Source organism: Micromonospora chaiyaphumensis (assembly GCF_900091435.1).
GTDB classification, from domain to species: domain Bacteria; phylum Actinomycetota; class Actinomycetes; order Mycobacteriales; family Micromonosporaceae; genus Micromonospora; species Micromonospora chaiyaphumensis.
This window is the reverse complement of the sequence record NZ_FMCS01000005.1, coordinates 105466-126734: the sequence shown is the minus strand read 5'-3', so window position 1 is coordinate 126734 and position 21269 is coordinate 105466. Positions and strand designations below refer to the sequence as shown.

Here is a 21269-nt window from a genome sequence, read left to right as displayed (position 1 = left end):
GGTGAGCGGGGAGTACACGCAGGAGTTCGTGGACGTCGACGGGGCGCGCATCGGCGTCCAGAGCTACCCGGAGCCGGACGGGCCGCCCGGGGCGCCCGTGGTGGTGATCTGGCCTGCCATGGGCGTCCGCGCCCGCTACTACCGGCCGTTCGCCACCGCGCTGCGCGACGCCGGCCTGGCCGTCGTCGTGGCCGACCTGCGGGGCACCGGCGAGAGCACGCCGGCACCCTCCCGCACCTGCCGCTACGGCTACGCCGAGCTGGCCGCCGACGTCGACGCGGTGCTCGACGCGCTCAAGCCCCGGCTGGACGGCCGGACCCGGCTGCTGCTCGGGCACTCGCTCGGCGGGCAGGTCGCGGTGCTGCACCAGGCGCTGCACGACGCCGACCGGGTGGACGGGCTGGCTCTCGTCGCGGTGGGCATCCCCTGGTGGCGCGGGTACCCGGGACGGCGCGGCTGGGGTGTGCTGCCGTACACCCAGGGCATCGCCGCGGTGGCCCGGCTGCTCGGCGTCTGGCCGGGCTGGGGGTTCGGCGGCCGGCAGGCGCGCGGGGTGATCCGGGACTGGGCGTACACGGCCCGGACCGGGCGCTTCCCGGTGCTCGACGGGGTCGACGTCGAGGCGGCCGTCCGGCGGGTCCGCACCCCGGTGCTCGCGGTCAGCGTCGACGACGACCAGTACACGCCGCACGAGACGATGGACCACCTCTGCGGCAAGCTCGCCGCCGCCGACGTGCGCCGGCACCGCTACACCGTCGCCGAGGCGGGCGCCCCGCTGGACCACTTCACCTGGGTACGCGCCGCCGCCCCGCTGGCCGCCCGGATCGCCGCGTTCGCCGCCGCGCTGCCGCCCCGCTGAGCCGTACGACCCGGACGGCACGGCCGGAATTGGGGCGCTTAGGTTCGCGGAACGTGGGTAAGCCGCACCGCCCGAACACGGCGGAGGGGGATCAGATGTCCGAACGGCACACCGCGTTGCGATCGATGCACGACCTCGGCCTGGCGGCCTGGTTCGGCGGCTCACTCATGGGTGCGCTGGGTGTCAACGGCGCGGCGGCGAAGATCGACGACTCGACTCAACGGCTGCCGGTCGCCTCGGCCGGCTGGGCCCGGTGGACACCGGTCAACGCGGCGGCGATCGGCGCGCACCTCGCCGGCGCCGTCGGCGAGTTGATCACGGAAAGTCCACGCGTGGCCGCCCAGCGCGGGGTGGGAAGGATGAGCACGCTGAAAACCGCGCTGACCGTCGGCGCGCTGGCGGTGACCGGCTACAGCCGGCTGCTCGGCATGCGCCTGCAGAAGGCGGGCGGGCCGCCCGTCCAGGGGGCCACCGAGCCGAGCTACCAGACGCCCTCGAACGTCGCCTCCTCACAGCGGCAGATGAGGCTGCTCCAGTGGGCGATCCCGGCGATGACCGGCGCCCTCGTGGTGGTGTCGGCGTACATGGGTGAGCAGCAGAAACCGGGACAGGTGTTCCGGGGCCTGCTCAACCGGGCCGGCGGGATGGCGATGGCGCCGAAGAGCATCGGCAAGGTCGCCGGGATGGCCGGGATGGCCGGGACGAAGCGACCGATGGCCATGGCCGGCAGGTGAGCCACGCACGACGACGCCCGGGGTGCTGAACGCGCCCCGGGCGTCGCCGCGTCGCTCGTCCGGTCAGGAACCGGTGCCGTCCTCCCCCGGCCGGCCCAACGCCGACGGCTCGTTGTCCGGCACGGGTGGTTCGGCCACCGGGTGGCCGGTGTCGTCCACCAGACCCGGGGCCATGCTGCCGCCGTGCGCCTCCTCGGCCTCCCGGATCGCCCGGGGGTCCCGGCCGTCCCGGGTCAGGCCACCGGGCTCGTCCCGCCGCTCGTCCACGCGTCCCCCTCGCTGTCGGTCCTCGGCACCGCCGGTACCCGCGGGGTGCCGGCGGAAACCTCAGGCGGGCGCGGTGGCGGGCGCGACGCCGAGCAGCGCGGCGAGCCGGGCGGCGTCCCGCTGGGCCTGGTCGCCGCAGCAGTTGTTCAGCAGCACGTGCAGCTCGGCGCACTGGTCGGCGAGTTCGCGCAGCAGCACGGACCAGCGCCGCAGCTCCTCGTGGCCGTAGGCGTAGCGGAACTTCTCCTGCTTGTCGCCGCTCTCCCACGCCGTGCTGTGCCCGTGGAACCGGACCACGGCGAGATCGGCGGTGGCGACGAGGATCGGCGGCACCGAGGATTCGTGCCCCTGCGGCATGTCCACGCAGGCGTACCCGAGCCCGTGCTCGCGCAGGAAGGTCACGGTCTCCACCACGGCGTCCTCGGTGAACCAGGAGGAGTGCCGCAGCTCGACGGTCACCGGCCAGGGCCGGCACCGCCGCGCCGCGGACAGGATCCGCTGCCGGGCCGCCTCGCCACGGGCCAGCCAGGGCGGGAACTGGAGCAGCACGGCGCCGAGCCGGTCGGCCGCCGCGAGGGGCGCCAGCGCCGCGTGGAACCGGTCCCAGAGCGCGTCGTACGCCCCGGCGGACAGGTCGCGCCAGCGGATCCGGCTCGGGCCGCCGGCCGGACGCAGCTCCCGGGGCAGCGCGTCGACCGGGGTGTGGTGGCCGGTGAAGAGGCGGAACGCCTTGACGTCGAAGGTGAAGCCCGGCGGGGTGGCGGCCGCCCAGCCCTCGGCGGTCTCGGGTGCCGGAATCGCGTAGTAGGAGGTATCCACCTCGACCAGACCGAACCGCTCCGCGTACCAGCCGAGCCGGCCCGCCGGCGTGTTGACCGCACGGGGATACCAGCCCGAGCGGACCAGCATCTGGTCGGCCCAGGAGGACGTGCCCACCTTGATGACACCCATGTAATTCAGTGCACCGCGATCCGGACGAAACGGCAACTCGGGTCGTCCGGTGTGGAGCGGGGAAACTGTCGGTGACGGGTCGTACCGTGTCCCGGTCCCCAAGCGAAAGGCGGGCGGCATCGACGGGGCGAAGACCATGGGCTGACCCCGCGACGGTGACCGAGGTCACCCGCCCAACGGGGGCAGGCGGGGGTCTCTCGTGTGACGCCACGACCGGTGGCGGCGCTGAGGGACACGAGATGAACGGACACCGCATGGACCAGGAGACCGTCGAGCGCCTGCTCGTCGGTCCCGTCAGCGACCCGCAGGACGGTCCGCAGGCGCTCGTCCGGTTCCTCGCCGCCGTCCGCGCCGATCCCCACCCGCAGGAGCTCAGCGGCGAGGGGGCCGCTCTACAGGCCTTCCGCCGGGCGCGGGCCGGCGACGCGGTCCCGGTGGCCGTGTCCCCGCCCCGGCGACGCCTCCGCACCGGGCTGCTCGGCGCCAAACTCGCCCTGGGCGCCCTGCTCGCCACCGCCACCGGTGGGGTCGCCCTGGCCGCCGTCACCGGCAACCTGCCCGGCCCGCTGGGCGGGGGTGGCGGCACGCCGGTCACGCCGTCCCCCGGCGCGGGCACCGACCGGCCGGCCGCGCCGACCCCCGGCCCGAGCCGTCCGGTCGCCCCGAGCGCCGGCCCGACCGACGTTCCGGGCACCCCGTCCGGGCTGGCCGGGCTCTGCACCGCCTACCGGGCGAAGAAGAACGCGGACCGGGGCCATGCCCTGGAGGCGCCTCCCTTCGCCGCCCTGGTCGCGGCGGCGGGCGGCCGCGACAAGGTCCCCGGCTACTGCGACGGGCTGCTCGACGGGAAGGGCAAGCCGACCAGATCCGGCGGCGACCCGACCGCGCCGCGGCCGAGCGAAGATCCGACGCGGGGCACCAGCACCGGGCCAACCGCCCGCGTCACCGGTCCGCCGGAACCCGCGCCCAGCAGCCCGGCGGCCAGTCTCGCGACGACCACCCATCCGGACAACCGGCCGGCGGAGAAACCCGACTCGGTCCGCCCCTCCTCGCGCCCACGGTGACCGGCCGCGGCCGGCCGGATGCTGTGCTGCCGCCGGCTCGCGTCGATGATCGGCACCGGACGGGTTGGTAGCGTGCCCCGGTGACTCCACGGCGTCGCCGACTGGCGATCCCCTTCCGCCTGACCGTCGTGCTCTGCGTGGTGGCCGGCATCGTGCTCACCGCGCTCGGCCCGGCCACGGTGACCGGCCTGCTGCCGTACTTCACCATCCAGAGCAACGTCGCCGTCGGCGTCTTCGCCGGATACGCCGCCTGGCGGGCCTGGCAGGGCCGTCCCGAGCCGCCGAGCGCGCTCAAGGGCGCCGTGACCCTCTACATCACCATCACCGGCACGGTCTACCACCTGGTGCTGGCCAACCCGGCCAGCCCGTTCGCGATGGTCCAGCCGGACCGCGCACCGGGCGAGTGGTGGGGCAACCAGTTCCTGCACACCGTGGTGCCGCTGCTGGCCGTCGCCGACTGGGCGCTGTTCGACCGGCGCGGCCGGCTGCGCCCCCGGTACGCGGCCTGGTGGCTGGCGTTCCCGATCGCGTACCTCGCCTTCGCCCTGGTGCGGGGGCTCGTCGTGCACCGCTACCCGTACCCGTTCCTCGACGTCCGGCAGCTCGGCTACGGCGGGGTGGGGTTCAGCGCGCTCTTCTTCGCCGTCACGTTCTGGCTGCTCGGGCTCCTGTTCGTCGGCGTCGACCGGGCGCTGGCCCGGCGTGGCCGTGATGTGCCGGCGGAGCCCGCCCCGGCGCCGGTCGCCGCGCCGGAGGGGAGCGCGGCCGGGCGCTGACCGGACCGTCGCCGGTCACCCGTCGCCACGCCGCCCACCGTCCGCGCCGCCGACCCGGACCCGCCGGCCGGTGGTGCGGTCACGGCCGTAGGCGTCGGCCCGCCCCCAGCGCCCCGGCACGTCGAGCAGCTCGATCCGGCCGTAGCCGTCCGGGACGTACGGGTTCACCAGCAGGTTGTCCCCGCACGGGCGCAGCCCGAGCATGGTGGCGAGCAGCATGAGGAGCCCCCCGGACGCCCACGACTGGGGCCGGCCGGCCACCGGCAGCTGGACCGGGTACTTGGTGAGGTCGCGCGGGTAACCGGCGATCACCTCCGGCACCGAGCCGCCGAGGGTCTCCGCCACGGCGAACATGCCGGCCACGACCTGGGCCGCCTCGGCGTCGTACCCGTAGCGGCGCAGGCCCGCCGCGATGAGCGCGTTGTCCGACGGCCAGACCGCGCCCAGGTGCGCCCCGACCGGGTTGTACGGCCGCTGCCCGGCGGCGTAGGTGCGCACCCCCCAGCCGGAGAAGAGTTCGGGGCCGCACAGGTGCGCGGCCAGCGCGTCGGCCCGCGCCGGCTCGACGATGCCGCTCCACAGCAGGTGCCCGAGGTGGGAGGTCAGCGCGTCCACCGGCTCCCCGTCGGGGGTGAGCGCCAGCGCGTAGTAGCCCCGGTGCGGCAGCCAGAAGTCCCGGTTGAACCGCTCGCGCAGGCGCGCGGCCTCGGCCTCCAACCGGTCGGCGTAGTCGGGGTCGTCCCAGAAGTCGCGGGCCAGCCGGGCGCCCCGGACCTTCGCGTCGTACGCGTACCCCTGCAGTTCGCAGGTCGCCCGGGGGAACGGCGGCGCGACGGCGTGCCGGTCGACGATGGCCTCCGGCGAGTTGCGCCAGGTCTGGTTGGCCACCCCGTTGACCGTGTTGCGCGGCTGGTACCGCAGGTAGCCGTCGCCGCACAGGTCGCCGTACTCGTCGATCCAGTCCAGCGCCATCCGGGCCGGGTGCCGCAGTTGCCGGACCAGGTCGGCGTCGCCGGACCAGCGCTCGTACTCGTCGAGCAGGATCACGAACAGCGGGGTGGTGTCGGCCGCGCCGTAGTAGAACGCGGTGGGTTGTTCACCGAAGGCGGCCGACTCGCCGTACCGCAGCTCGGAGAGGATCTTCCCGGGCTCCTCGTCATGGAAGTCGTCGAGCCGCCCGCCCTGGAGCAGGGCCAGCAGCCGCAGCGTCGCCGGCGTCAGCTCGGGGGTGAACGGCAGCGTCTCCAGGCAGGTGATGAGGGCGTCCCGGCCGTACAGCGCCATGGCCCAGGGCAGGCCGCCCACCGGCACCCGATCGGTGTACGACAGCGGCGTGTACCGCAACGAGGCCAGGTCGGTCAGTGCCTGCTGGTACGCCGCGGTCAGCGCTTCCCGCTCGGCGAGGAGCTGTGGCGCGTGGTCGAACCAGCGGGCCAGGTCCTCCCGCATGTCGTGGTGGACGAGGTGGCGGTGGGACTGGAGGCTGGACCGCAGGTCGCGCCCTCCGGCGCCGTGGATGATCATGCCGACGTGGAGGTCGGTGTGCCAGGTCCCGTTCGGGGCGACCTGGATCCGGAACGTCATGCCCCGCTGGTCGACGTCCACCGGGGCGGTGCTGGAGACGATGGTCTCCCGGGCGAAGCGGTCCCGTTCGTGGCAGATCCGCAGCTGCCGGTGCGCCGTGTCGGCGACGACCAGCGGCCGGCGCGGCCCGGGCCGGAGGATCTCGGAGGTGTCGGCGAAGTCGCTGCCGATCTCCACCCGCACGGTGAACTCGGCGGCCTCGGCGGAGTGGTTGAGCACGGTGAGCCGCTCGTTGAAGCTCTGGTCGATGGACCGGTGCCGGAGCACCGAGACGTCGGCGTCGACATAGTGGCTGGCCGTGCCGGGGACCAGCACGAAGCGGGTCTCGAAGTATTCCAGCTCGTCCCGGGACAGGGCGTTCAGCCGCTCCCCGTTGACGGTGAGCACCCAGGTCGACAGGAAGCGGGTGTCGAAGGAGAACAGGCCGATCGGTGCGTACGGCTCGACCTCCATGTCGCCGTGCGCGTCGCTGAGCGCGAACACGTTGCCGGCGAGGACGCCCACCAGCTCCTTCATCGCGTCCCCACCCGGGCGCAGCCCAGCTCGCGGGGGTGCCGGGCGTCGGCGGGGCCCGGGAAGAGCCGCCGCAGCGACAGCAGCAGCCGCAGGTCGCCCTGCGCGGTGAGGTCGTTGCGCAGCAACGCCGCGGCCGCGTTCAGCCGGCCGGCGGCGATCCGGTCGAACACCTCCCGGTCGGCGCGGACCACCAGGTCGGCGTCCGCCGAGATGCGGTCCACCCGCACCTCCTGGTGATCGATCGTCAGGTACCAGTGTTCGGTCCGCGCCCCGTCCCCCAGGTCCAGCCGGATCGTCCCGCGGGTGTTCTCCGGCAGGTCGGGGTGCCGGCCGTCGACCCCCCGGGTCAGGTACTCCGCCGCGCAGGCGCTCATGGGTCCCTCCCCGTGTCCGTCGTTCACGGTGCGGTCGCCGGGCGGCACCGCCCGCCCCCGCAGGGTCCCCGCCGGTGGGGTGAGTCCAACTCACCTCCTGCGGGTGAGCCGGGCCGGTGCGCCGGGCTGGTGCGCCGGGGCGGAAGTCGGGTACTGCGGAGGAATGGGGATGACCGGGGACGCCACGACCGACCGGGTGCTCGCCGCGCTGCTGACCATGCAGCGCCAGTCGTGGGAGCAGGGGGTGACCGGGCAGGCCGTGCTCGACCTCGGGCTCGGCGAGCTGGCCCTGCTGGTCGCCGACGCGGCGGTGACCCGGCAGCACCCGGACGGGCGGCTCGGCGACGTGTCCGGCGAGGCCGGCGCCGTCAACGGCGCGGCGTGCGGCGAGGCGGTCCGCCACGCCGCCACGACCGCCGGGGATCCGCGCTACGCCACCGCCCTGGACGCGCAGCTCGACTGGCTGGTCACCCGGGCGCCCCGGGCCGCCGACGGCACCCTGTTCCACCTGCTCGACAGCCGCCAGGTGTGGGCGGACACGGTGTACATGGTGGTGCCGCTGCTCGCGCTGGCCGGCCGGACGGACCTCGCCGCCGCGCAGGTCGAGGGGCACCGCCGCCGGTTGTTCGACCCGCGCACCGGCCTCTACGCGGCCCGCTGGGACGAGGACCGGGGGGAGCTGGACCAGCCGCGCCCGTGGGGCACCGGCAACGGCTGGGTGGTGGCCGGAATCGCCCGGGCGCTGCGCCTCGCGCCGGGCTGGCCGGCCGGGCCCCGCGCCGAGCTGGCCGGGCACGCCCGCACGGTGCTGGACGCCTGCCTGAGGTACCGGACCGACGACGGGCTCTTCCCCGACGTGCTGGACGACCCCCGCTCGTTCCGGGAGGCGAACACCGCCCAGCTCCTCGGGTACGCGGCGCTCACCGGGGTGGCCGACGGCTGGCTGCCGGCGTCGTGGCTGGACACCGGCGCCGAGCTGCTGGCGGCCGCGGGCCGGCGGGTGGACCGCCTCGGCCGGGTGACCGGGGTCAGCGGGGCGCCGGACTTCACGGGGCCGGGCACCTCTCCGGAGGCGCAGGCGTTCCACCTGCTCGGACAGGCCGCGCTGCGCCGCGCCCGGGCGGCCGTCAGCCCCGCTGGATGAGCCCGCGCACGTAGGCGGCCTGGCCGACGTGCTGGAGGTCGTCGTCCAGCACGCTCACCAGCCGCACCCCGAGGGTGACCGGCGGGTCCCAGTTCTCGTCGACCACCCGGTCCAGGTCGGCCGGACGCAGCCCGCGCAGGTACGCCAGGGTCCGGTCCACCACCGCCCGGTGGTAGTCGAGCAGCACCTGGCCGTCCTCCGGCCGCACGCGGGCGACCTGCTCGGGGCCGTACCCGTATCCGGTGTCGTCCGGGTCGGCGGTCAGCCCGCAGCGCCTCGCCCAGTCGCCGCCGACCCACAGCTGCTGCTCCCCCATGACGTCGCTGACGTGGTGGTCCTGGAGCCGGGTGAGGTGCCACACCAGCCAGGCCACCGGGTTCGCCCCGGCGGCCGGCGCCTGCCGCAGCTGTTCCGGGCTCAACCCGTCGAGCGCACCCGCCACCAGGTCAGGCAACCGGCCGTACGCATCGGTCAGCAGGTCGTTCACGTCCACGGGTCCCACGCTCCTCCACCGTCGGTGCCACCGGAGGCAGTACCGCCCAGGCCGGGCGGCAAACCTCACCCCCTTAGGGTGATCGCGTGGTCGCGGCGCTGGAGCTGTATCTCGACACCGACGCCACCCGGCGGATCCGGGTGCTCTGGGACGCGTTGGAGGCCGAGGGCGTGCAGAGCATGAAGTCGCTGCTGGAGCAGCGGCACCGGCCGCACGTCTCACTGGCGGTCGCGCCGCGCCTCGACCCGCACCGGGTCGCCGAGGCGCTGGCCGGGACGGTGGTGGCCGCCCCGCTGCGGCTGGAGTTCCAGCACGCGGGGCAGTTCGTGGGGCGGGTGCTCTGGCTCGGTCCGGCCCCCACGCCGGAGCTGCTGGCCCACCACGGCGCGGTGCACGAGCGGCTGGCCCGGGCCGGCATCGACCTGGTGGAGCACTACCGGCCGGGCCGCTGGGTGCCCCACTGCACGCTGTCCATGCGGGTGCCGAACGCGCTGATGGCTGCGGCGGTGCGCCGCTGCCTGGAAGTGCTGCCGCTCACCGCCACCGTGGTCGGCGCCGCCGTCACCGACCACGCCCGGGGGATCTCCCACCCGCTCGCCTGACTCCCTGGCGGGCGCGACGGTCAGCGCGGCCCCAGGTCGACCAAGAAGGTCGGGTAGTCGGGCTGCGGGCAGGGATCGCCGCGGTGGCCCAGCCGCTCGTAGAAGGGCGCCGCCCGCTCCCGGTGGGCCTGCCACTCCAGGTGCCGGGCCCGCCCGGCCGCCCACTCCGACACCGCGGCCAGCAGCGCGCGGCCGGCGCCGCACCGGCGCCGGTCCGGGCGTACGTACAGGTCGTGCAGGCGCACGGTGCGGTGCGCGTCGCCGGAGCGCAGGTGCGGCCCGTGGTCCTGGGCGGCCGCGTACCCGCTCAGCCCGCCGTGGTCGACCGCGCCGAGCAGCGCCCAGCGGGGATCGGCGAGCAGGAGCAGGAAACGCTCCCGGTGGACCTCGGCGGGCTCGTCGCCGACGCCCATGTCGCGCAGCATCGGCCACAGCCCCGGCCAGTCCGCCCCGGTCAGCTCACGCACGGTGATCGACACGCGGTACAGCATGCCGGCCGGACCGGGTTTTGCGCCATCTGCCGCCGCTGATGGCGATGCCGCCGGAACGGCGCAATCTAGTAAAAGAGCAGGTCAGAGCCGTCCTGGCCACCCGAGGACGTGCGGCCGGAGCGCCAACGAGCACGCCCGGAGGAGGCATCCCATGGCCGCACCCGTCATCCGTTCCGTCACCGCCGACCCGTCCGTCCTGCTGCCCGGCCAGTCCACCACCGTCCGAGTTGATGCTTATCATCCCGATTCGCGACTGCTGACCCTGTCCGGCCGGGTCAGCGACCCGACCGGCGCGTCCTGGGACAGCCCCGTCCGGGTGGATCTCAGTGTGCCGCTGACCGTGCAGCTCGGCAGCACGGCGCCCGGCGTGACCGTCACGCCCAACCCCACCGACCCGACCCGCTTCGCGGTGACCGTGCTGGCCGGCCGGGGCACGGTCACGCTGACCGCCACGGCCCGGGACGCCGCGGGCCGGACCGGCACCGCCGCCACCACCCTGACCGTGCCACTGCTGGTCGGGATGAGCACCGAGAAGGGAGCGCGGACCCAGCGGGTGGTGGCCGAGTACCCGGGCATCCGCTACATGCGCGACTTCGGCACGGACGGCGGGGACGCGGACGCCCTGCCGGAGCTGCCGCCGCTGAACGCCGGCAAGTTCGTCGACGCGCCGGCGGCCGTCATGCACGTGTCCTGGAAGGACGACGTCGAGCAGCTGACCGGCTGGCTGGACGGGCTGAACCGGCCGGTCTACCTCACCTGGTACCACGAGCCGATGGGTGACGTGGCGCCGGCGACGTACCGGACCACCGCGACGCGGGTGGCGCAGATCCTCGCCGCCCACCGGAACCGGCGCTGGGTCCTCGGGCACGGCCCGATCGTCACCCGCTACTGGCTCGACGAGGGGCGGGGCAACCCGGCCGACTGGGGTTACCCGGGCATGACCCACTACGGCGTGGACTGCTACTCGCGGGACACCGAGACGTACTGGCCGGTGTCGCGGATGTTCGGGGTGGCGTTCGGCAAGGTGCGCGCCGCGTACCCGGGGATCCGGCTGCTGGTGCCCGAGTACGGGCTGAGCCGCACCACGGCCGACACCACCGGCGCCGGGCGGGCGCAGGCGATCCGGGACCACGTGACCTGGCTGCGGCAGCAGAACGACGTGGACGCGGTCGCCTACTGGAACAACTGGGCCGAGTACCAGCTGGGCGACCCGCCGCTGGAGTCGACAGCCTGGCGGAACCTCCAGCTCGGCTGACGCCCCCGCCCGGCCACGCGGGCAGCGCACGGTGGCCGGAAGGTGGCCGGGCCGGGGTGGACCTAGACTGGCCCGGTGAGGCGGGCCGAGTGACCAGCATGAGCACGTCGTCGACGACGTACGGTCACCTCTGCCTGGCCTACGACGACCCGGCGGCGCTGGACGCCCGGGCGGTCGCCCACCTGGCCGCGGGCCTCGCGGCCGGCGAGCAGGTCTGGCTGGTCGGTCCCGGCGACCCCGACGCCCTGGCCGGCCGGCTGGAGCGCCTCCCCGGTCGCGACGCCGCGCTGAGCCGGCGCGCGCTCCGGCTGGTCCCGGTCGAGCAGGCGTACCGCCACGACGAGGTCGTCGACCCGGAGAAGCAGGTCCGGGCCTACGCGGCGGCCACCCGCGACGCGCTGGCCGCCGGCTACACCGGCCTGCGGGTGGTGGCCGAGGCCACCACCCTGGTCCGCTCCACCGCACAGCGGGAGGCCTTCGCCCGGTACGAGCACCTCATCGACCGCTGGATGCGCCGGCACCCGATGTCGGCGATCTGCGCCTACGACCGGCGCGAGCTGAGCGACGCGGCGATCGCCGAGCTGGCCTGCATGCATCCCGAGACGAACGCCGACGTGCTGTTCCGGCTGCACGCCGGTGGCGGGGACGCGGTCGCCGAGCTCGGCGGCGAGCTGGACCCGTCCAACCACCGGCTCTTCGCCGCCGCGCTGGACCGGGCCGACCCGCGACCGGTCGGCGGCCGGCTCGTGCTGGAGGCGGCCGGGTTGCGCTTCGTCGACCACCGCTGCCTGCTGCACCTGCGCGAGCACGCCCGCCGGCACGACGCCACCGCCGTGCTGCGCACCTCACGCTCCGCCGCGGCGCGACTGGTCGAGCTGCTCGACCTGAGCGAGGTGCGGGTGGAGGTGGTCCGATGAGGACGGGAGCCGCCGCGGGGCACGTGGGCTACTACCACGAGGCGATCCTCTACGACTCCGACGAGCACCTCCTGGCCGTGGTGCTGCCGTTCCTGCTCGGCGGGGTCGAGGCCGGGGAGCCGACCGTGGTCGGCCTGGCGGAGCGCAACGCCGAACTGGTCCGCCGGGCCCTGCCCACCGGCACCGAGGTCACCTTCCTGCCCGGCGGCGACCTCTACGCCCGCCCCACCGCCGCGATCCGCGCCTACCGGAAGCTGCTGGGCTCATACGTGGCCGAGGGCGCGCGGCAGATCCGCATCGTCGGCGAGCTGCCGCCGGCCGTGCTCGGCGCCACCTGGGACTGGTGGGCCCGCTACGAGTCGGCCATCAACCACGCCTACGACGACTTCCCGCTCTGGAGCATGTGCGCGTACGACGTCGGCGCCACCCCGTCCCGGGTGCTGGCGGACGTGGTGCGGACCCACCCCCGGGTGGCGATGCCGGACGGCAGCCACGTGCCGACCGACGGTTACACCGAGCCGGCGGCCTACCTGGCCGAGCGCCGCCTCATGCTGCCCGACCCGGTGGAGCGGACGGCACCGGCGGTCGAGCTGGTCGACCCGGCCCCGGCGCAGGCGCGCGACGCGGTACGCGCCGCACACCGGGGCCAGCTCCCGGCCGACCACCTCGACGACCTGGTCGTCTCGGTCAGCGAGGTGGTGAGCAACGCGCTGCGGCACGGCGTGCCGCCGGTGCGGATGCGGCTGTGGAGCGCGCCGGACCGGATGGTGGTGACCGTGCAGGACCGCGGTCCCGGCCCCACCGACCCGTACGCCGGGCTGCTGCCAGCGGGCAACGGCGCCGCCGGTGGCCTCGGGCTGTGGATCAGCCACCAGTCGTGCAACCACGTGGCGCTGCACCGGGACGCCGACGGCTTCACCGTCCGGCTGACCGCCGGAAACCCGTACTTCCCGGTCTGAGTCGGACCGCCCGGCGGCCCGGGTCGACCCGAGTTCACGGTCGCGGGCGGGGCGGGGCGGAACCCGCGCGCCGACGGCGGTACCGTTGCGCCTCATCATGCCCTGCGGGGCGGTCATCCGCCGGCCTGGCGCTGGCGAACCGACGGAGGATGGCGCATGTCCAACGGCGAGGAACCGTTCGCACCCCACGACGACGTGTCCGCACGACCCAGGTTCGACCAGGCGTTGCGCGGCTACGACAAACGCCAGGTGGACCGGTACGTCGAGCAGATGGACGGTGAGCTGACCGCCGCGACGGCCGACCGGGACCGCGCGTACGCCCAGGTGCGGGAGCTGACCGCGCAGGCGCAGCGGGCGCAGACCGAGGCCGCCGAGCTGCGCCAGCGACCGACGCAGGTGGACCGGGCGTCCTTCCGCGACCTCGGGCCCATGGTGGACCAGATCCTCGACCTCGCGGAGAAGCAGGCCGGGCAGATCACCGAGGCGGCCACGAAGCGCGCCGGCGAACTCCAGGCGCAGGCGGAGAAGGTGCTGGCCGTCGCGCGCGACGAGGCGGACCGGGAGCGGCGCGAGCTGGCCGAGGAGCTGTCCACCCGCAGGGCCGAGCAGGAGAAGGCGGACGAGGAGCGGCACGCCGCCGCGCAGGCGGAGCTGACCGCTGTCCGGGAGCTGACGGAGAAGCTGCGCGTCGACGGCCAGGCCGCCCACGACCGGGCCCAGCACGAGGCGAAGCGGATCGCCGAGCAGAGCGCCCAGCAGGTCGAGCAGGCCCGCTCGGCGTCCGAGGCGCTGGTGAAGGCGGCGCGCACCCAGATCCAGCAGGAGGTGCAGGCCAACCGCAGCAAGGCCCAGCAGGAGCTGGCCCAGTGGCAGGCCACCATGGCCCGCGAGCTGGACGAGCAGCGGGCCGCGGCCGAGCAGGAGCTGGCCGACCGGGCCGCCGCCGCCGAGCGCGACATCGCCGCCCTGGTCGCCGAGGCCCAGCAGTACGCGACCGAGGTGCGCGAGCGGGCCGACGAGGAGACCGCAGCGCACCAGGAGCAGCTCGCCACGGTGCAGCAGGAGGTCCAGCAGCGGCAGGAGGCGCTCACCCAGCTCCAGGCCGAGCTGGAGACGGTCGGCCAGGAGCTGGAGCAGAGCCGCCGGGACATCGCCGCGGTCGAGGAGCAGGGCGCCGCGCTGGAGGAGCAGCTGGTCGCCGTACGCCGGGACCTGACGGCGGAGACCAAGCGGCTGGAGGACGCGCGGCGCGCGGCGGACCTCGCCGAGCAGCACGCGAAGGAGACCCGGGCCCGGGTGCAGCGGGAGGCCAAGCGGGTCGCCGACCTGGCCGCGGCGGCGGTGATGGCGGCCGCCGCCGGCGGTGTGGAGACGGCCGAGTACCCGATGGTGGCGCCGCGGCCCGCCGGAACGCCGGCGGAGCCCACCCCTGTGGTGGTGCCCGCACCGGCCGCGCCGGCCGCGGTGGCCGCCCCGGCGACGGATCCGGAGCCCGGCGAGCGGGCCGACGGCGAACGGCCCAGCGCCGAGCCGTTCCTGGAGCGGGCCTCCCTGGACCGGCCGAGCTTCGACGCGTTCGCGGTGCGCGCCCCGGCGCAGCGGCCCGCCCCCGAGGCGGAGGCCACCGGCGAGCCGGCCCCCGGTCCCGACGGCGGTGTCCCCGCCAACGCCTGACCCGTCCCGCCGCCAGGCCCGCCACACCGGCGGGCGCGGGCGGCCGGCCCGCGGTCGGGCTGGTCAGTCGCGCGCGAGGGCGGCGGCGAGGTCGGCGAGGTAGCGGGCGACCGGCCCCGCGGTGAGCACGCCGCTGCCGGCGCCGGCCAGCTCGTCGGCGGCGGGGCTCAGGGCGGCGTGCAGCCGGGCCATGGTCGCGCGGTCGCCGAGGTCGACGGCGGCCCGGGCGGCGACGCAGAGCCGGGCCTCGCGCAGCAGGTCGTGGGGCGACTCGGGCAGGGCCCGCAGCGCGGCGCCGGCCTCGTCCCGGCGTCCCTCGGCGAGCAGGGCCAGCGGCCGGACCCACGGCGCGTACGGGCCGGCGTGGGTGGCCTCGGCCAGCGCCGGGCCGGGGTCGCCGCCCGTGGACAGTCGCAGGCAGAGCAGGGCGAACGGCAGCAGCCCCGCGGCCATGCCCGGCATCTGCCCGGCGTCGAGCCGGACGGCCGCCGCCCGGTACGCCGCCTCGGCCTCGGCGCGGCGTCCGGCGACGGCCAGCCGGAGTGCGGCGTACCAGGCGGTGAAGACGCCCACGAGGGGCAGCTCGTAGCGCGCGGCGAGACGGTCGGCGGCGGCCGCGTGGACGTCGGCGGCGGCCAGGTCGGCGCGGGCGCAGCACGCCTGGAGCACGATGAGGTGCCCCAGCACCTCGAAGGTGACCAGCCCGTGCCGGACGGCCAGGTCGACCAGTTCGGCGCCGATGCGGCCGCGTTCCGGGGCCTGGCCGGCCCGGTCGACGGCGTGCATGAAGCGGGCGTTGAGCGCGAAGGCCAGCAGGGCCGGGTCGCCGAGGCCGCGGGCGATCGCCTCGGCCTCGGCGGCCGCCCGCCGGCCCCGGTCGCCGGTGTCGCCGCGCAGCTCCAGGGCGAGGGTGCAGAGGAGCCGGGCCTGCCGGGCCGCCTGGTCGGCGGGTAGCGCGGCGAGGGCGGCCTCGGCGGCGGCCACGATGCGCCGGGACAGCTCCTCGTCGTCGTTGCGGGGCCAGACGGCCGGCACGTCGAACGCGGCCAGCACGTCGGCGGCGAGCTGCGGGTCCGCGAGCCGTTCCACCGTGGCGACGGCCTCGACACGCAGCCGGCGGGTCCGGTCGAGGTGGCCGGTGACGGCGAGGGCACGGCCCCAGCCGATGACGGCGGCCAGCCGGCCGCGTACGTCGTCGCCGGCCCGGTCGTGGGCGGCGACGGCCTGCTGCCAGAGCCGGGCGGCCTCGTGCGGGTGGCAGCGCCGCTCGGCCCGCACGGCTGCGGCCGCGGCGTACCGGGCGGCCCGGGCTGCGGCGTCGGGACCGGGGGCCTGTCCGAAGTGGTGCGCGAGGCCCGTGACGTCGTCCGGCCGGAGCCGTTCGAGCGCGGCCCCGGCGGCGGCGTGCCAGCGGGCCCGGCGCGGCGCCGACAGGTCGGTGTAGAGGGTGTCGCGGACGAGGATGTGGGCGAAGCGGGTGCCGTCGGGGGTGAGGAACCCGGCCTGCGCGGCCCGGTCCACGGCGTCGAGCATCGCGTCCTCGCCGACCAGCGCGGCCAGCACGTCCGGGTCGAGGTCCCGGCCGAGCACCGCGGCCCGCCGCAGCACCGTCCCGGTCGACGCGGGCAGCTGCGCCAGGCGGTGCCGGATGACGTCCCGCACCCCGGCCGGTACGCGCTCCAGCGCGGTGGCCCCCTCGGCGGCGAGCAGCCGGGCCAGTTCCCGGACGAAGAACGGGTTGCCGCCGCTGCGCCGGTGCAGCGCCCGCACGGTGTCGGGGTCCGCCGCACCGGCCACCGCCCGGACCAGGTCGGCGGTCTCCGCCTCGGCGAGACCGCCCAGGTAGACCCGGACCGGTTCGGTGCGCGCCAGCCGGGCCAGGGCGCCGGTCAGCGCCGGGGTGATCGCGGTGGAGCGGTACGTGCCGACCACCAGCACCGGCCCGGTCACCGGCTCCGGGCCGGTGAGCAGCGCGGTCAGCAGGTCGAGGGTGTCCTCGTCGGCCCGGTGCAGGTCGTCGAGGACGAGCAGCACGGGCCCGCGCCGCGCCGCCGCGCCCACCCGGGCGCCGGCCGTGCGGTGCAGGCGGTAGCGGGCCACGGCCGGCTCCCCGGCGCCCGGCCCGTCCGCCGTGGTGTCGCCGGAGAGGCCGCCGGGAACCGGCGCGCCGGACAGTCCGCCGGTGGCCGCGGGCGCCGCCCCGGTCGCCGGTGCCTCCGCCTCGGGCAGGGCGGCGGCGAGCTGCGTCCAGGGCCAGGCGGCCGGTGCGCCCTCGTACTCCGGGACCCGTCCGACGGCGCAGGTCCAGCCGGCGGCGGCGAGCCGGTCGGCCAGCGCCTCGACGAACGCCGTCTTGCCCGCGCCGGCGTCCCCGGAGACCAGGGCGAGGGCGGGCCGGCCGCGCCGGGCCACCCGCTCGGCCAGCCCCGTCAGGCTCGCCAGCTCGGCGTCGCGCCCCACGAAGGGGCGCCGCTCCTTCCCCGCTCCCCCGGTCGGTGGCGCGGGCGGAACGGCGACCGGGGCCGGGACGGCGGCCAGGGCCGGGTCGAGGTGCGGGGCCTGGGCGAGGATGTCGGCCTCCAGCCGGCGCAGTCGGGGCCCGGGATCCACCCCCAGTTCCCCCACCAGCACGGCGCGGGCCTCCCGGAGCGCGGCGAGCGCGTCGCCCTGCCGGCCCGCCCGGTAGAGGGCGACCGCGAGCAGGCGCCAGGTCTCCTCGCGCAACGGCTGGGCGGCGGCCTGGGCGCGCAGGTCGCCGGCGGCCTCGGCGGCCCGGCCCAGGGCCAGCAGCGCCTCGGCGCGCCGCTCGACGGCGAGCATCCGCAGCTCGTCCAGCCGGTCGATCTCCGCCCGCGCCCACGGCTCGGCGGCGAACTCCGCGTAGGCGGGGCCGCGCCAGAGGGCGAGCGCGTCGTCCAGGGCCGCCAGCGCCGGTCCGGCACGCCCGGCGGCCAGCGACTCCCCCGCCGCCCCGACGGCCGCCTCGAACCGGCCCGCGTCGACCGCGTCGGTGGCGGCCGCCAGCGCGTACCCGGGCGGGGCGGTGACCAGCAGCCGGGCCGGCCGGCGCGGCGGGCGGTCGGGCTCCAGGGCCCGGCGCAGGTCGGCCACGAAGGTGCGCAGCGCGCCGACCGCGCCCTCCGGCGGCTCCGCCCACAGGTCGCCGACGAGCCGGTCGACCGGCACCACGCGGCCCCGGGCGACCAGCAGGCGGGCCAGCACGGCACGCTGCCGGGCACCCCGGAGCGCCACCGGCCCCCGCGGGCCGGCCGCCACGAGCGGCCCGAGCACCCCGAAGGTCACCGGGGGTACGCGCGGCGGCTCGGTCACCCCGCCCACTCTAGGCAGCCCGGTACGTGCGCACCGGCGGCCCGACCAGGTCACTCATCCGCTGCTGATCGGCCGCTGACCGGCACCGGGGAGGCTCGACGCGGACCCGAGCACACCACGAGAGGACACCTCATGATCAACGGATTCGAGTCGCGCCGCGTCACCGTCGCCGACGGCGTCGCCCTGCACGCCGCGGTGGGCGGCGCCGGCAGCCCGGTCGTGCTGCTGCACGGCTTCCCGCAGACCCACCTCATGTGGCGGCACGTCGCCGCGGACCTGGCCGCCGACCACACGGTCATCTGCCCCGACCTGCGCGGCTACGGCGACAGCGACAAGCCGGCGGACACCGACGGGACCGCGTACGCCAAGCGCACCATGGCCGCCGACGTGGTGGCGCTGGCCCGGGCGCTGGGGCACGAGCGGTTCGCCCTGGCCGGGCACGACCGCGGCGCCCTGGTGGCGATCCGCGCCGGCCTGGACCACCCGGAGACGATCACCCACCTGGCCGCGCTGGACGTGCTGCCCACCCTCGACACCTGGGAGGTGATGCACGGCGTCACCGCCGCGGTCGGCTTCCACCTCTATCTGATGGCCCAGCCGCCGGGGCTGCCCGAGCGGCTGATCGGCGCCGCGCCGGACGAGTTCTTCGGGCACTTTCTCGACCTCTGGACCGGCGACCCGGACGCGATCCCCGCCGACGTGCGGGCCGCGTACCTGCGGGCCTGCCGGGCGGCGGTCCCCTCGATCGTCGCGGACTACCGGGCGTCGGCCGGCGTCGACCTCGCGCACGACGAGGCGGACCGGGCGGCGGGGCGAGTGCTGCGGATGCCGGTGACCGTGCTCCAGCAGGACTGGGGCGCCGCGCTCGGCTTCGACGCGGCGGCGCGCTGGCGGGCCTGGGCGCCCGACCTGCGGCACGTGCCGGTGTCGTACGGGCACTTCATGGCCGAGGAGGCCCCCGCCGAGGTGGTGAAGGAGCTGCGCGCGCTGCTGGCCCGGTGAGATGAGGGCGTGCGCACCCTTGCCCGGGACGGTGGAAGATGCAAATATTCTGATCACTTTACGTGTGGGGGTACTCACGTTCGGGGGTTGATCGACATGCGGAAGTTCTCCTCGATCTCGGCGGCGGTCACACTGACGGTCGGCTGCACCGGTGTCGCGGTGGTGACCGCCGCCGCTCCGGCGAGCGCGACCTGCAGCCACGCGCACTCCAACATCGACACCAAGCTCGGCACGCTCTTCAACGCCAGCAACGTCAACATCCGCACCGGCCCGCACACCACCTGCGGTTCCCTCGGCTACGGCCAGCTCAGCCACAGCGTCGACTTCCACTGCTACACCAACGGCGACCGGGTCAGCGCGAACGGGCACACCACCTACACCTGGACCTACCTGCGGGACAGCACGACCGGGGTGTCCGGCTGGGTCGCCGACGCCCTGCTCGACAACCTCGGCAGCAGCGTCGCCTGCTGACCGTCCCCGCACGACCGGCCCGGAGCGGGCAGGATGGTCCGGCATGACCGAGCCGCGCCTGTACCCGCCCGTCGAGCCGTACGCCACCCACCGGATCGCGGTGGGCGACGGCCACGAACTCCACGTGGAGGAGGTGGGCCGGCCGGACGGCGTACCCGTGGTCTTCCTGCACGGTGGGCCGGGCGGCGGGCTGGTGCCGGCGGCGCGGCGGTTCTTCGACCCGCTGCGCTACCGCGCCGTGCTGTTCGACCAGCGCGGCGCGGGGCGCAGCACCCCGTTCGGTGAGCTGCGGGGCAACACCACCTGGCACCTGGTGGCCGACCTGGAGACGATCCGCGAGCGGCTCGGGATCGACCGCTGGCTGGTGTTCGGCGGGTCGTGGGGGGTCACTCTGGGCCTGGCGTACGCCCAGACCCACCCGGACCGGGTCACCGGGCTGATCCTGCGCGGCGTGCTGCTGCTGCGGCGCAGCGAGCGGGACTGGTTCTACCAGGGCGGCCTGCGCCACCTCCAGCCCGACGAGTGGGAGCGGTTCGTCGCCCCGATCCCCGGCGCCGAGCGCGACGACGTGCTGGCGGCGTACCACCGGCGGCTGCACGGGCCGGACGAGGCGCAGGCCCGGGCGTGCGCGGTCGCCTGGGGGCGCTGGGAGGCGGTCAACTCCTCGCTGCGCCCCGACCCGGGGGTGCTCGCCCACTTCACCGGCGAGGAGCAGGCGCTGCCGATCGCCCGGATCCTCTCCCACTACGCCGTGCACGGCGGCTTCCTCACCGAGACGCAACTGCTCGACGGCGTGGACCGGATCCGGCACCTGCCCGCCGTCATCGTCAACGGCCGCTACGACCTGTGCTGCCCGCCGGTGTCCGCGTACGACCTGGCCCGGCGCTGGCCCGAGGCCGAGCTGCGGATCGTGCCCGACGCCGGCCACTCGGCCGCCGAGCCGGGCATCGCCCGGGAACTGCTCCGCGCCACCGACCGGTTCGCCGACCTGCTCAGCTGACCCGCCCCGCCTCGGCGAGCAGCGCCCGGACCGGGTCGCCGACGGCCGGGTCGACCGGGAACCGGGCCGCCAGCCAGTCGAGCGTGGCCCGGGCGGCCGCCGCGTTGTGCCGGTACCCGGGCACCATGGCGGCCAGGGGCAGCACCTCCGGCGGGTACGCCTGCTCGACCCGGCGGCTCGGGTCGAACGGGTCCCGCCGGTGCGCCGCCGACGGCTCGGTGAGCCGCAGCAGGGCGAGCACGCGGTCCACCGCGTACGACTGGATGAACCGCGCGGCGGTGAGCCGTTCCCCGCGCAGTTCCCGGTGCAGGCCGACGTAGAGGTTGGTGAGCGCCTCGTTGAGGTGGAACTCGACGGTGTCGTACGGCGTGGCGGGGCGCGGCGGCGCGCCGCTCTCGGCCAGCCCGGCCGGGGCGTCGGGGCGCCGCCAGACCACCCGGGCGCCGGTGAACGGCAACCGGGCCAGCTCGGCCACGGTGAAGACGGCGTACTCCACGAAGATCCCGTCGGCGTAGCGCGCCTTGCGGCCGTTGCGCTCGTTGGCGAAGCTGTACGCCACCGGGCAGGGCGCGGCCAGCCAGTCGGTCGAGTCGACGTAGCGGCCCACCGCGCCGTCGGCGACGACGAGGAAGAAGTCCAGGTCGGAGTGCTCGTCGAGCCGGTCGTGATCGGCGCCGGCCGAGCCGAGGCCGAGCAGCGCCACGGTGTCCGGCCGGGTGGCGAGGTGGGCGGCGAGGTCGTCGAGCCGACGCAGCATCGGGTGCATGCCGTCGCCCCTTCCGTGAAGAGTCGACGTTTCAGCCCGT

Annotated in this window: 21 protein-coding genes; 13 read left to right on the top strand and 8 right to left on the bottom strand. The window is 76.1% G+C overall.

Annotation, left to right across the window (positions count from 1 at the left end):
- The first annotated feature begins 1 nt into the window (after window position 1).
- The gene (locus tag GA0070214_RS15210) at window positions 2–859 is read left to right on the top strand and encodes an alpha/beta hydrolase family protein (protein ID WP_091263300.1); all 858 of its coding nucleotides are present in this window, start codon (window positions 2–4) and stop codon (window positions 857–859) included.
- Between the two features lie 95 nt (window positions 860–954).
- The gene (locus GA0070214_RS15205) at window positions 955–1593 is read left to right on the top strand and encodes a hypothetical protein (RefSeq protein ID WP_091263298.1); all 639 of its coding nucleotides are present in this window, start codon (window positions 955–957) and stop codon (window positions 1591–1593) included.
- A gap of 63 nt (window positions 1594–1656) precedes the next feature.
- Here the strand turns inward: GA0070214_RS15205 and GA0070214_RS15200 are convergent, their stop codons facing one another.
- Both GA0070214_RS15200 and GA0070214_RS15195 read right to left on the bottom strand, forming a co-directional pair.
- Window positions 1657–1860, bottom strand: a complete 204-nt coding sequence (locus tag GA0070214_RS15200; RefSeq protein WP_091263295.1) for a GTPase activator — start codon at window positions 1858–1860, stop codon at window positions 1657–1659.
- A gap of 60 nt (window positions 1861–1920) precedes the next feature.
- Window positions 1921–2811 (bottom strand): DUF72 domain-containing protein, encoded by an 891-nt coding sequence (locus GA0070214_RS15195; protein ID WP_091263293.1) that lies wholly within the window; start codon window positions 2809–2811, stop codon window positions 1921–1923.
- A gap of 239 nt (window positions 2812–3050) precedes the next feature.
- Here GA0070214_RS15195 and GA0070214_RS15190 point away from each other — a divergent pair, with 239 nt between their 5' ends.
- Both GA0070214_RS15190 and GA0070214_RS15185 read left to right on the top strand, forming a co-directional pair.
- Window positions 3051–3875 (top strand): hypothetical protein, encoded by an 825-nt coding sequence (locus GA0070214_RS15190; RefSeq protein WP_139141862.1) that lies wholly within the window; start codon window positions 3051–3053, stop codon window positions 3873–3875.
- Between the two features lie 80 nt (window positions 3876–3955).
- On the top strand, window positions 3956–4651 hold the full coding sequence (locus GA0070214_RS15185; protein ID WP_091263289.1) for a Pr6Pr family membrane protein: 696 nt from the start codon (window positions 3956–3958) through the stop codon (window positions 4649–4651).
- 15 nt (window positions 4652–4666) lie between these two features.
- On the opposite strand, the gene GA0070214_RS15180 is transcribed toward GA0070214_RS15185, so the two are convergent.
- Entirely contained in the window at window positions 4667–6751 is a 2085-nt protein-coding gene (locus GA0070214_RS15180) for an amylo-alpha-1,6-glucosidase (protein WP_091263287.1), read from the bottom strand.
- On the bottom strand, window positions 6748–7125 hold the full coding sequence (locus GA0070214_RS15175) for an SCP2 sterol-binding domain-containing protein (RefSeq protein ID WP_091263285.1): 378 nt from the start codon (window positions 7123–7125) through the stop codon (window positions 6748–6750). The genes GA0070214_RS15180 and GA0070214_RS15175 overlap by 4 nt, the downstream gene beginning before the upstream one ends.
- 169 nt (window positions 7126–7294) lie before the next feature.
- Here GA0070214_RS15175 and GA0070214_RS15170 point away from each other — a divergent pair, with 169 nt between their 5' ends.
- Entirely contained in the window at window positions 7295–8269 is a 975-nt protein-coding gene (locus GA0070214_RS15170) for a glycoside hydrolase family 88 protein (RefSeq protein WP_244167719.1), read from the top strand.
- On the opposite strand, the gene GA0070214_RS15165 is transcribed toward GA0070214_RS15170, so the two are convergent.
- Entirely contained in the window at window positions 8253–8762 is a 510-nt protein-coding gene (locus tag GA0070214_RS15165) for a mycothiol transferase (protein ID WP_091263283.1), read from the bottom strand. The genes GA0070214_RS15170 and GA0070214_RS15165 overlap by 17 nt on opposite strands.
- An 86-nt stretch (window positions 8763–8848) precedes the next feature.
- Between GA0070214_RS15165 and GA0070214_RS15160 the strand changes: the two genes are divergently transcribed.
- The gene (locus tag GA0070214_RS15160; protein ID WP_091263282.1) at window positions 8849–9364 is read left to right on the top strand and encodes a 2'-5' RNA ligase family protein; all 516 of its coding nucleotides are present in this window, start codon (window positions 8849–8851) and stop codon (window positions 9362–9364) included.
- Between the two features lie 20 nt (window positions 9365–9384).
- Here GA0070214_RS15160 and GA0070214_RS15155 read toward each other — a convergent pair whose 3' ends face one another.
- Window positions 9385–9843, bottom strand: a complete 459-nt coding sequence (locus GA0070214_RS15155) for a GNAT family N-acetyltransferase (RefSeq protein ID WP_244167718.1) — start codon at window positions 9841–9843, stop codon at window positions 9385–9387.
- Window positions 9844–10006: 163 nt separating this feature from the next.
- Between GA0070214_RS15155 and GA0070214_RS15150 the strand changes: the two genes are divergently transcribed.
- From GA0070214_RS15150 to GA0070214_RS15135, 4 genes are all read left to right on the top strand, one after another.
- A complete protein-coding gene (locus GA0070214_RS15150; protein ID WP_091263280.1) occupies window positions 10007–11110 on the top strand; it encodes a glycoside hydrolase family 26 protein in 1104 nt (367 codons plus the stop codon).
- A 98-nt stretch (window positions 11111–11208) separates the two neighbouring features.
- Window positions 11209–12027 carry an MEDS domain-containing protein gene (locus GA0070214_RS15145; protein WP_244167739.1) on the top strand — a complete coding sequence of 273 codons (819 nt, stop codon included), beginning with the start codon at window positions 11209–11211 and terminating at the stop codon, window positions 12025–12027.
- Window positions 12024–12986, top strand: a complete 963-nt coding sequence (locus tag GA0070214_RS15140; RefSeq protein ID WP_091263278.1) for a sensor histidine kinase — start codon at window positions 12024–12026, stop codon at window positions 12984–12986. The genes GA0070214_RS15145 and GA0070214_RS15140 overlap by 4 nt, the downstream gene beginning before the upstream one ends.
- Before the next feature lie 156 nt (window positions 12987–13142).
- Window positions 13143–14660 carry a coiled-coil domain-containing protein gene (locus GA0070214_RS15135; RefSeq protein WP_091263277.1) on the top strand — a complete coding sequence of 506 codons (1518 nt, stop codon included), beginning with the start codon at window positions 13143–13145 and terminating at the stop codon, window positions 14658–14660.
- Window positions 14661–14723: 63 nt separating this feature from the next.
- Here GA0070214_RS15135 and GA0070214_RS15130 read toward each other — a convergent pair whose 3' ends face one another.
- Window positions 14724–17990: an ATP-binding protein gene (locus GA0070214_RS15130; protein ID WP_208602787.1), complete on the bottom strand. Its 3267-nt coding sequence runs from the start codon at window positions 17988–17990 to the stop codon at window positions 14724–14726.
- Window positions 17991–18122: 132 nt separating this feature from the next.
- Here GA0070214_RS15130 and GA0070214_RS15125 point away from each other — a divergent pair, with 132 nt between their 5' ends.
- From GA0070214_RS15125 to pip, 3 genes are all read left to right on the top strand, one after another.
- Entirely contained in the window at window positions 18123–18992 is an 870-nt protein-coding gene (locus GA0070214_RS15125; RefSeq protein WP_091263276.1) for an alpha/beta fold hydrolase, read from the top strand.
- A gap of 96 nt (window positions 18993–19088) precedes the next feature.
- A complete protein-coding gene (locus tag GA0070214_RS15120; protein WP_091263926.1) occupies window positions 19089–19463 on the top strand; it encodes a hypothetical protein in 375 nt (124 codons plus the stop codon).
- 43 nt (window positions 19464–19506) lie between these two features.
- Window positions 19507–20463 carry a prolyl aminopeptidase gene (gene pip / locus GA0070214_RS15115; RefSeq protein ID WP_091263275.1) on the top strand — a complete coding sequence of 319 codons (957 nt, stop codon included), beginning with the start codon at window positions 19507–19509 and terminating at the stop codon, window positions 20461–20463.
- On the opposite strand, the gene GA0070214_RS15110 is transcribed toward pip, so the two are convergent.
- Entirely contained in the window at window positions 20456–21229 is a 774-nt protein-coding gene (locus GA0070214_RS15110; protein WP_091263274.1) for a hypothetical protein, read from the bottom strand. The genes pip and GA0070214_RS15110 overlap by 8 nt on opposite strands.
- Between the last annotated feature and the right edge of the window lie 40 nt (window positions 21230–21269).

Coding starts and splice junctions, on each gene's coding strand:
- GA0070214_RS15170 (WP_244167719.1), top strand. CDS start 7,295: ATGACCGGGGACGCCACGACCGACCGGGTGCTCGCCGCGCTGCTGACC.
- GA0070214_RS15190 (WP_139141862.1), top strand. CDS start 3,051: ATGAACGGACACCGCATGGACCAGGAGACCGTCGAGCGCCTGCTCGTC.
- GA0070214_RS15140 (WP_091263278.1), top strand. CDS start 12,024: ATGAGGACGGGAGCCGCCGCGGGGCACGTGGGCTACTACCACGAGGCG.
- GA0070214_RS15180 (WP_091263287.1), bottom strand. CDS start 6,751: ATGAAGGAGCTGGTGGGCGTCCTCGCCGGCAACGTGTTCGCGCTCAGC.
- GA0070214_RS15110 (WP_091263274.1), bottom strand. CDS start 21,229: ATGCACCCGATGCTGCGTCGGCTCGACGACCTCGCCGCCCACCTCGCC.
- GA0070214_RS15175 (WP_091263285.1), bottom strand. CDS start 7,125: ATGAGCGCCTGCGCGGCGGAGTACCTGACCCGGGGGGTCGACGGCCGG.
- pip (WP_091263275.1), top strand. CDS start 19,507: ATGACCGAGCCGCGCCTGTACCCGCCCGTCGAGCCGTACGCCACCCAC.
- GA0070214_RS15120 (WP_091263926.1), top strand. CDS start 19,089: ATGCGGAAGTTCTCCTCGATCTCGGCGGCGGTCACACTGACGGTCGGC.
- GA0070214_RS15135 (WP_091263277.1), top strand. CDS start 13,143: ATGTCCAACGGCGAGGAACCGTTCGCACCCCACGACGACGTGTCCGCA.
- GA0070214_RS15205 (WP_091263298.1), top strand. CDS start 955: ATGTCCGAACGGCACACCGCGTTGCGATCGATGCACGACCTCGGCCTG.
- GA0070214_RS15125 (WP_091263276.1), top strand. CDS start 18,123: ATGATCAACGGATTCGAGTCGCGCCGCGTCACCGTCGCCGACGGCGTC.
- GA0070214_RS15150 (WP_091263280.1), top strand. CDS start 10,007: ATGGCCGCACCCGTCATCCGTTCCGTCACCGCCGACCCGTCCGTCCTG.
- GA0070214_RS15145 (WP_244167739.1), top strand. CDS start 11,209: ATGAGCACGTCGTCGACGACGTACGGTCACCTCTGCCTGGCCTACGAC.
- GA0070214_RS15195 (WP_091263293.1), bottom strand. CDS start 2,811: ATGGGTGTCATCAAGGTGGGCACGTCCTCCTGGGCCGACCAGATGCTG.